Annotated in this window: 11 protein-coding genes; 6 read left to right on the top strand and 5 right to left on the bottom strand. The window is 38.5% G+C overall.

All coding sequences use genetic code 11. The features are described from left to right. Positions 1–55 precede the first annotated feature (55 nt). On the top strand, positions 56–481 hold the full coding sequence (locus AC1WHX_RS07780) for an Hsp20/alpha crystallin family protein (protein ID WP_009317620.1): 426 nt from the start codon (positions 56–58) through the stop codon (positions 479–481). A 100-nt stretch (positions 482–581) separates the two neighbouring features. Here AC1WHX_RS07780 and AC1WHX_RS07775 read toward each other — a convergent pair whose 3' ends face one another. The 3 genes from AC1WHX_RS07775 to AC1WHX_RS07765 form a co-directional block, all read right to left on the bottom strand. Next, positions 582–1,748, bottom strand: coding sequence for an AIR synthase-related protein (locus AC1WHX_RS07775; protein WP_009317621.1), 1,167 nt, complete (start codon positions 1,746–1,748; stop codon positions 582–584). Between the two features lie 85 nt (positions 1,749–1,833). Next, a complete protein-coding gene (locus AC1WHX_RS07770; RefSeq protein ID WP_022602119.1) occupies positions 1,834–2,376 on the bottom strand; it encodes a nitroreductase family protein in 543 nt (180 codons plus the stop codon). A 10-nt stretch (positions 2,377–2,386) separates the two neighbouring features. Then, positions 2,387–2,992: a riboflavin synthase gene (locus tag AC1WHX_RS07765; RefSeq protein ID WP_009317623.1), complete on the bottom strand. Its 606-nt coding sequence runs from the start codon at positions 2,990–2,992 to the stop codon at positions 2,387–2,389. 125 nt (positions 2,993–3,117) lie between these two features. Here AC1WHX_RS07765 and AC1WHX_RS07760 point away from each other — a divergent pair, with 125 nt between their 5' ends. Together AC1WHX_RS07760 and AC1WHX_RS07755 are read left to right on the top strand one after the other, a co-directional pair. Beyond that, positions 3,118–4,698, top strand: coding sequence for a DUF4435 domain-containing protein (locus AC1WHX_RS07760; RefSeq protein WP_122338391.1), 1,581 nt, complete (start codon positions 3,118–3,120; stop codon positions 4,696–4,698). Positions 4,699–4,710: 12 nt separating this feature from the next. Next, positions 4,711–5,595 carry a 1,4-dihydroxy-2-naphthoate polyprenyltransferase gene (locus AC1WHX_RS07755; RefSeq protein ID WP_122338390.1) on the top strand — a complete coding sequence of 295 codons (885 nt, stop codon included), beginning with the start codon at positions 4,711–4,713 and terminating at the stop codon, positions 5,593–5,595. Here AC1WHX_RS07755 and AC1WHX_RS07750 read toward each other — a convergent pair. After that, positions 5,592–5,927 (bottom strand): hypothetical protein, encoded by a 336-nt coding sequence (locus tag AC1WHX_RS07750; RefSeq protein ID WP_278585844.1) that lies wholly within the window; start codon positions 5,925–5,927, stop codon positions 5,592–5,594. The genes AC1WHX_RS07755 and AC1WHX_RS07750 overlap by 4 nt on opposite strands. On the opposite strand from AC1WHX_RS07750, the gene AC1WHX_RS07745 reads away from it, so the two are divergent. Beyond that, a complete protein-coding gene (locus tag AC1WHX_RS07745; protein WP_303116641.1) occupies positions 5,926–6,501 on the top strand; it encodes a CPBP family intramembrane glutamic endopeptidase in 576 nt (191 codons plus the stop codon). The two genes, AC1WHX_RS07750 and AC1WHX_RS07745, sit on opposite strands and share 2 nt — an antisense overlap. A 29-nt stretch (positions 6,502–6,530) precedes the next feature. Here AC1WHX_RS07745 and lptB read toward each other — a convergent pair whose 3' ends face one another. Further along, positions 6,531–7,346, bottom strand: a complete 816-nt coding sequence (gene lptB, locus AC1WHX_RS07740) for an LPS export ABC transporter ATP-binding protein (RefSeq protein ID WP_009317627.1) — start codon at positions 7,344–7,346, stop codon at positions 6,531–6,533. 659 nt (positions 7,347–8,005) lie between these two features. On the opposite strand from lptB, the gene AC1WHX_RS07735 reads away from it, so the two are divergent. Further along, a complete protein-coding gene (locus AC1WHX_RS07735) occupies positions 8,006–8,749 on the top strand; it encodes an MlaE family ABC transporter permease (RefSeq protein WP_195596639.1) in 744 nt (247 codons plus the stop codon). Beyond that, entirely contained in the window at positions 8,746–9,531 is a 786-nt protein-coding gene (locus AC1WHX_RS07730; RefSeq protein ID WP_009317629.1) for an ABC transporter ATP-binding protein, read from the top strand. The genes AC1WHX_RS07735 and AC1WHX_RS07730 overlap by 4 nt, the downstream gene beginning before the upstream one ends. Positions 9,532–9,751: the final 220 nt, after the last annotated feature.

Here is a 9,751-nt window from a genome sequence, read left to right as displayed (position 1 = left end):
AAAGTTTTTTTACTTAATAGTTATATGTTTAATTTAATTTTTAGGAGGTACAATTATGACACCTGCAAAACATTCTCAAAACTGGTTACCCGGTATCTTTAATGATTTTTTCGGAAACGAATGGATCGCAAAATCCAACAGTTCAGCACCTGCTGTAAACATTATCGAAAACGATAAAGAATACGAAGTAGAAATAGCTGCTCCGGGTCTGACTAAAGATGACTTCAGCGTTCGCATAGACGATAATGATCATCTTATAATCACGGTGGAAAATAAAAAAGAAAATGAAGAAAAAGATAAAAAAGGCAAATTCCTAAGAAGGGAATTCTCCTATTCTCAATTTCGTCAAACTTTGGTTTTACCGGAAAATATCAATAAGGATGGGATTGAAGCTAAGCAGGAAAATGGCATATTAAGTGTCACAATTCCCAAAAAGGCTCTTCCCGAATCTAAAGAACCGAAACAAATTCCGGTAAAATAAAACAACAAAATTTATCGGATAAAACAATAAAAAACAAACCGTTCTTCGGAAATGAAAAATTCCGGCGAACGGTTTGTTTTTTTTATCATTTCCAGAAGTTCTAATATTCGAAATGTCCGAATTCCGATTCGATAACGAGACTATTCTTATCAGCTTTTTCGACAAATCCGATAATCTGGGCATCGATCCCGAATGAGCGGGTAATATCTATGACTTCTTGTGCTCGGTCTGGTGTCACATACACTTCCATACGATGTCCCATATTAAACACTTTATACATCTCCTGCCAGTCAGTTCCCGACTGTTCTTGTATCATCTTAAAGAGAGGCGGAACAGGGAAAAGATTATTTTTCGTGACTTTCACACCTTCTACAAAATGCATTACCTTAGTTTGTGCTCCACCCGAACAATGTACCATACCATGTATTTCCGGCCTCATATAATCCAATAATTTTTTAATTACTGGTGCATAAGTACGGGTAGGCGACAATACAAGTTTACCTGCATCAAGCCCCAATCCCTTGATCTCGTCTGTAAGACGAAGTCCTCCGGAATAGATAAGCTCTTCAGGAACAGCCGCATCATAACTTTCGGGATATTTCTCAGCTAAATATTTAGAAAAAACATCATGACGTGCAGAAGTCAAGCCATTACTACCCATGCCTCCATTATATTCTTTTTCATAAGTAGCCTGTCCGAATGAGGCCATACCTACGATAACGTCACCATCCTGTATACGATGATTCGATATGACATCCGACCGCTTCATCCGGCATGTCACCGTACTATCCACAATAATCGTACGCACCAAATCCCCTACATCGGCTGTCTCGCCTCCGGTAGCATAAGCGTTTACACCTAACTCACGCAATTCCGAAAGCAATTCGTCCGTACCGTTAATAATGGCAGAAATGACCTCACCGGGAATCAACAATTTATTCCGTCCTATGGTCGAAGACACAAGAATGTTATCAGTAGCACCGACACACAAAAGATCATCGATATTCATAATAAGCGCATCTTGGGCAATCCCTTTCCAAACCGAAAGATCTCCGGTTTCTTTCCAATATATATACGCTAAAGAAGATTTTGTCCCCGCCCCGTCGGCATGCATGATATTGCAATACTCCGGATCTCCCCCGAGAATATCAGGAATAATTTTACAAAAGGCTTTCGGGAAAATTCCCTTATCTATATTTTTTATGGCATTATGAACATCCTCTTTCGATGCGGAAACGCCGCGCAGATTATAACGTTGATCGCTCATTATGGTAATTTTCTGATTCGCTTACAAAAGTAATGTAAAAAAAAACGTGTACAAAATTGTACACGCTCTTATTTCTCATTCACATTCAATAGTGATTGGCAGATATTACCGTATCTGCCGATTTTCTTTTTTTATCACGATGTTCCTGCACCGAATATCCTATTACAATATCGAGTATAACTCTTTTTCCGGAAGGAATTCCCAAAACCTTACGCATGGCTTTTTCGTCGAACCACCCCAGCATACAACTGCCCAATCCTTCGGCAGCCGCAGCCAAAACAATATGTGCTGCGGCTACTCCAATATCGATATGCGGAAAATGCTTCCGCTTGATCCAACCTCCCAAACCGGCAGAAATATTAGCACTTTCCTCAACAATAACAATATGTACCGGAGCTTGTTTGGTAAAGTGGTTAATGTTCAATATACGATTCGATGTCGCATCTGCTACACGATTTTTCAACTCCGGATCATCGACTACGATAAAATGCCAAGGTTGCGAATTACAGGATGACGGGGCAAGCCGTCCCGCCTCTAAAATGCGCTCCAGCTTTTCCGGCTCGACAGAACGTTCCGGATCAAAAGCCCGATCGCTCTGCCGCTGTTTTACAAGAGAAAGGAAATCCATATATGCAGATTTAATCAGAATACTTCATCATGCGGCTGATATACTTACCGATAATGTCAAATTCAAGATTTACTACACTCCCGACTGTAATCTGATGAAAGTTCGTATGTTCATGAGTATAAGGAATTATAGCTACCTGAAAACTGTCATCTTTAGAATTGCAAACCGTAAGGCTCACACCGTTTACCGTTACCGATCCTTTCTCCACTGTCATATATCCTTCGCGAGCTTTCTTTTTGTCAAAATCATATACAAAAGTATAATACCAACTGCCATCGGCTTCTTCTACAGCAGTGCAACGAGCTGTCTGGTCAACATGTCCCTGAACGATATGCCCGTCTAACCGTCCGTTCATCACCATACTTCGTTCGAGATTGACTTTATCGCCGACCTTCAACAAGCCCAGATTGCTTCTGTCAAGAGTTTCTTGAATCGCTGTCACGGTATATGCCCCTTCTTCTATACTCACCACGGTTAGACATACTCCGTTATGCGCCACGCTCTGATCTATTTTCAACTCGTCAGTAAACGAACAAGAAAGAGTCAAATGCAAATTTCCCTGTTCTTTTTTAAGAGCCACAACGGTAGCTGCTTCTTCTACAATTCCTGAAAACATAATATTCCGTTTTTAAATTATATCTGCCTCAAAAATAAAAAAAAAATGGCAGTCGGGCACTTTTATAAATGATAATTCCGTACATTTGAGAAATACAAGTTTTTCTAAAGATAACATGTTTGTATATGGAAATCACATTACCTCCTAAAAACGATTTATCGGAAAGAATTGTTTTACAGAACCCTCATAATATAGTCATAATCGGTGCAAACGGCGCAGGCAAGAGTCGTTTCGGAGAAGAAATAGAACGGGAATATCCTGAACAGACATTTCGCATATCCGCACTGAACTCGGTTTGTATCGTTCCTGACTCTCCCGATTCTCCCAACTCTATTGCCCGACAGTTTAAAGAAGCTTTCAGCGAAAAACCGGCTTCTCAAACGCAAACGGAATTCGAGCAACTGTTTTGCCTACTTCAATATGAAGAGTTCAAAACGCTAACGGAATATAAAGAACGGTTAAAGAATGAGATCGGAGTAGCCATCCCGGTTACAAAACTCGACAGAACTCAAGTTATATGGGAAAAAATATTTCCACACAGTCGGCTATTACGCAAACCTGATCGTTTGGAAATCATATCGGATAAATGTAATAATCCATATAATGCTTTGCGCATGAGTCAAGGCGAAAGGGTGGTATTCTATCTAATCGCAGCGGCACTATCGGCATCGCCCGACTCTATTTTGATTATCGAAGATCCGGAAGTTCATCTGCATCGCTCGATCATGAGTTCTTTATGGGATTATATAGAACAAGAACGCCCCGACTGCACATTTGTATATCTGACACACGATATAGAATTCGCAACGACAAGAACCGGAGGAATAAGAATATGGGTAAAATCATACGACGCAGATCAACACTCTTGGGATTACGAACTCATAGAAAATCAAGAACTTTTTCCAGAAGAAGTTTATCTTGAACTGTTAGGAAGCCGGAAACCTATTCTTTTTATAGAAGGCACGGACTCATCCAGTATCGATATAAAATTATACCCGTATATTTTCCCGGAATATATGGTAAAACCGCTCGGAGGATGCTCTAAGGTCATAGAAACGACTAAAGCTTTTGCCGAAATGAAAGGATTTCATCATCTCGAATCAAAAGGAATTGTAGATAGGGACAGACGTACACCGCATGAAATCAAATATTTAAGAGAACGAAACATTTATGTTCCGGATGTTGCTGAAGTAGAAAATCTGCTAATGCTCGAACCTATAATCCGAGTAATTGCCAGAAGAATGTTACAGAATGAAGACGAAGTGTTTCATGCTGTAAAACAGAACGTAATAGCTCTTTTCAAAAAGGATATAGAATCTCAAGCCTTACTACACACCCGTCACCGCACCCGCAGAGAAATCGAATACACGATAGACCGGCGTTTAAACACCATCGAAGAGTTTACCCGGCATATAGAAACGTTGACCGATAATATAGACACGGACTCTATATATAGAAATATTCTCGAGGAGTTTATCCGATATGCTGAAAATGAAGATTATCCGGCCATTTTAAGAGTATATAATCAAAAAGGGATGCTACCACAAAGCCGAGTGACTCATTTATGCGGATTGGCAAATAAAGAAAAATATCTTAGCTTTGTGCTTTCGATTTTGAAAGAAGACAAAGAAGATGCCGCAACAATACGTAAAGCGATACAAGCTTGTTTCGGTATCGTACAAAAGGAAAACGAAGAAGAACTTTAAGATAGAGTTTCAATGATAAAGAAATGGATAGAGGCTGCCCGTCCCCGTACTTTACCGACATCGGTAAGTCCTGTAATTGCAGCTTCGGCATACGCATGGTATCAGAATACATTCAACGGATATGCAGCTGCAATATGCCTTATATTCGCATTATTGGCTCAAATTGCTTCAAATTTCGGCAACGATTACTTCGACTATAAAAAAGGAAGCGATAATTCTGATCGTGTAGGACCGCGTCGAGCCGTAGCATCCGGTGATATCTCTCCCCAATCTATGCTTCTGGCAACAATACTGACATTGGCTTTAGCTTGCGTTACCGGCTGTTTACTTATCCCCATAGGCGGTTGGAAACTGCTCATCGCCGGTATATTTATCGCAATTTTTGCAATAGCTTATTCTGCAGGACCTTATCCCCTATCCTACCACGGATTGGGAGATATCGCCGTATTCATTTTTTTCGGACTCATAGCTGTCAATCTTTCTTTTTATGTCCAGTCCCTTTATTTCGAGCGGCAAGTGTTTCTTTGCAGCATAGCTATGGGCTTATTATCAGTCAATATTCTTATGGTCAACAATTATCGGGATAAAGAGACTGATGAAACTTCGAATAAAAAAACACTCGTTGTATTATTTGGGCATAAATTTGCAGAATACGCATACCTTTTGAATGGAATTGCAGCATTAGCTGTTACCGGAACTATCTGGTTCACGACCAGCATAACCGGCTATATTGCCGCTATTCTATATTTAAGTATACACCTGAAAACTTGGTATGCAATGACAAAAAAGAAAGGAACAGAACTGAATCCGATTTTAGGGAAAACTGCTCGAAATCAACTGATATTTACGCTATTACTTATTCTTATTTTAATTATAACCCGATCGGCAAGCTTTTAACATTCATAAAATATGACTTTTTCAAATATATACGGAACAGCTTCTTTTTGGACGAAAATATTCATTACGCTTTGTATTATGCTGATAATGCTCATCATATCGGCAATATTGATATGGTTATTCAGCACCGGTTTTAGCAACATTTTATCCCAATCGGATATTCTTGTAGGAAGCATGTCCATCCAATGTATTTTTCTTTTTATTTCCACAGCCGTAGTTGCAGCCGGACTATTCAGCCCCCGTCCGTTTTCATACTTGAAAATGGATAAAAAACCGACTGTTACAGCACTTATTGGTGTTATAATCTGTATGATCGTATTTGTACCCTTCATGAATTTAGTCATTAGCTGGAATCAGTCTTTGTCATTGCCCGAGAAATTTTCGGCTATTGAAACATGGATGCGTAATAAAGAAGCCTCAGCCCAACTGATTACCGATCAACTACTAAACGTACATTCTTTAGGAGCTCTGGTATTATTGATTTTTGTTATCGGCATTCTGACCGGTATAGGGGAAGAGGCCTTGTTCAGAGGACTCCTTCAAAAGCTATTATGGGAAAAAACAGGTAACAAACATGCCGCAATATGGATCGGAGCAATAATATTCAGCACTGTACATTTTCAGTTTTTCGGATTTATTCCTCGCATGTTGCTCGGAGCTTTTTTCGGATATTTGCTCGTATGGTCAGGAAATATATGGTTACCGATAACCGCACATTTTTTTAATAACAGTATAACCGTTGTTTTCCGTTATATAGAAAATCAGGGATACGAACTTTCTTACTTTGAAAAACTCGGTACTATGGAAAACGGTACTTGGGATATTGCCGTATATAGTTTGATACTTTTTGTCCTATGCAGCTATACCTTATATAAATATCTACAAAAAAAGTCGTTACGGATATAAAAAACTACCGCGGTATATTCCTCGAAAAATCAATCGAATTTCTTACGATGAAAAATAAAATTACGCCCAAGATATTTTTCCCGAACTACCGGATCGACGGCCAGCTCTTCAGAAGTTCCTTGAAATAATATCTTACCCTCAAACAACATATATGCCCGATCGGTGATACTCAAAGTCTCAGGAGCATTATGGTCGGTAATCAAAATTCCGATATTTTTCTCTTTAAGCTTATATACAATATACTGAATATCTTCTACGGCAATCGGGTCAACCCCGGCAAAAGGTTCGTCAAGCATAATAAACTTAGGGCTGATAGCCAGACAACGAGCAATCTCCGTACGTCGTCTTTCTCCCCCGGACAACTGATCTCCCAAATTTTTCCTTACCTTTTGTAACCGAAATTCAGCAATCAGACTTTCTAATTTCTCTTTCTGAAATTCCTTACTCTTTCCGGTCATTTGCAAAACCGATAAAATATTATCCTCAACCGACATTTTACGAAACACCGAAGCCTCCTGCGCTAAATATCCGATTCCATGCTGAGCACGTTTATATACGGGAAACTTCGTAATCTCAAGATCATTCAGAAAAATACGCCCTTCATTAGGGGTGACTAAACCGGTAGTCATATAAAAAGTCGTGGTCTTTCCAGCTCCGTTCGGTCCTAACAAACCGACAATCTCACCTTGTTTTACATTAATAGAGACATGATTGGCAACCGTACGTTGTCCGTATTTCTTCACTAAATTTTCGGTTCTCAATACCATCAAATCGTCATCCGACACGATACGGGTATCCGTCGTATTTTTTTCTGTCTCAACATTCGGGATAAACTTTTCTGACATTCCTGATATCTGATTTACTTGCGACTGATTATTTTTATTGCAAAGGTAAAGATTTTCATGAACTTCGGTAATTTAGCGTTCTAAATTTTATAAACATAAAAAAATAAAGCCAGCCCGTCTTTATCTCTTTGGTGTTGTAGACGGTAATATAACCGTTTTTTAGGAGCTCAGCGATTCACATCGCATATTTAGGTGTGTAAGAGTATGACAAGCCGACTTTAATACATTTTATATGCGCAAATATACATTTATTTTTTCATGAAAATTTTCCATTTCCTTATTTTTTTCGTTTTTTAAATATTCTTATAAAGAACTGTTACACTGTATGCAAATGAAAGATAAAGGTATTTTATATCAATTTTTAAGTTTAAAACAGCCATGCCTGAAAATTTTTCCCTAAGTTTGTAGAGTCTGATTAAATTTTACTCGGGTCAGGTTTGAGAGCTTCTTTTGAGAATGTTTTATAGTTTTTATGAAGAGGATAGCTGGCTATCGAGTAAAAACGGAAAAACAGACCGAAAGAAAATGCAAAGATGACCTGATTATATTTCTTTATTGGAAATTTTAAACAGGCTCTCATTAAAATATACATATTGTTGTCGTAAAAAGAATACTCTTTTTACTGAAATGGTATCTATTAAAAACGAAAAAATATGTTTATATTAAAATCGCTAAACAAGTTCGGCGAATATATTTTATTAATGGGTAAAGTTTTCTCGATTCCCGACCGATGGAGCGAATTTTTCAGACGATATATAATGGAAGTTTATCAACTCGTGATAGACTCTATTGCTATCGTGGTAACGATCTCTCTGTTTATCGGTGCTGTTATAGCCATACAGACATCTTTGAACATTATGTCTCCGTTGATTCCCCCCTATACGGTAGGTTTAATAACGAGAGATACCCTCCTGCTCGAATTCTCATCATCTATAATGTGCCTTATCCTTGCAGGAAAAATAGGCTCTAACATCGCATCCGAAATAGGGACAATGCGTGTAACCGAACAGATAGACGCACTGGATATCATGGGGGTAAATTCGGCCAATTATCTCATCTTACCTAAAATCACGGCATTAGTAACGTTTATCCCCATCTTGGTAGCATTCAGCATGTTTACCGGATTATTCGGAGGGTATCTGGTAAGTATTTTTACATCAATTATTCCGACATCCCGGTATGTTTACGGACTACAATCATATTTTAATGAATATTATATCTGGTACTCGATCATCAAATCTCTTTTTTTCGGATTTGTAATTAGCAGCGTAGCATCTTTTTACGGCTATAAAGTAAAAGGCGGTGCTCTTGAGGTAGGGCAGGCAAGTACCGACTCTGTAGTTGTAAGCAGCGTAACCATCTTATTACTCGATGTTTTACTGACCAAAATATTATTGCAATGATAGAAATTAAAAATGTTACAAAATCGTTTGAAGGTAAAACTATCTTGCATGACATTTCTGCGACCTTTCACACCGGAAAAACGAATCTGATCATCGGACAAAGCGGATCAGGGAAAACCGTATTGATGAAATCGATTGTCGGATTATTACATCCAGAATCCGGACAAATACTATATGACGGCAAAGATTTATTACAAATGTCCGGAGCGCAAGTTAAAGCCTTACGCTCCGAAATAGGAATGTTGTTTCAGGGATCGGCACTATTCGATTCTCTGACCGTAATAGAAAATGTCATGTTTCCGCTAAAGATGTTTACTCGCAAATCTTTAGCCGAACGGATAAAGCGTGCAGAATTTTGTCTGGATAGAGTAAACCTGAAAGGAGCAAACGACCTTTTTCCTTCTGAAATAAGCGGAGGTATGCAAAAACGTGTTGCGATCGCCCGAGCGATTGCGCTAAATCCAAAATATTTATTTTGTGACGAGCCTAATTCCGGATTAGATCCTCGTACTTCCATTCTCATTGACGAATTGGTTCGAGATATTACTCGTGAATATAACATTACGACAATCATCAACACGCACGATATGAATTCGGTTATGGGTATCGGAGAAAATATAGTATTTTTAGACAAAGGGCACAAAGAATGGGTCGGAAATAATGAAGAAATTTTTACTTCGGATAATAAAGCGTTAAATGACTTTGTCTTTGCCTCCAATCTTTTCAAAATGGTCAAAAAATATGTCATAAAAGAACACCTGTCCGATTCTCTGAAAGAATAGTACAACTGCAAATCCCGTCAACGAACACGAAATTTGTAACACATTTATTGACAAGCGTCTAAAATAAAGCTAAAAAGTTTGTTTTTATTTTTGCGCAATCGATTGTTTAAAATCAAAGATTTAGTGTATATTTGCACACTGATATTTTATAACTATATTTGAACCATGAGCAAAAAAGTAGTCACATTCGGAGAAATCATGTTGCGGTTGGCCACACCGG

The sequence above is a fragment of the Coprobacter sp. genome (assembly GCF_982436375.1).
This window is presented reverse-complemented; position numbering and strand designations above follow the sequence as displayed.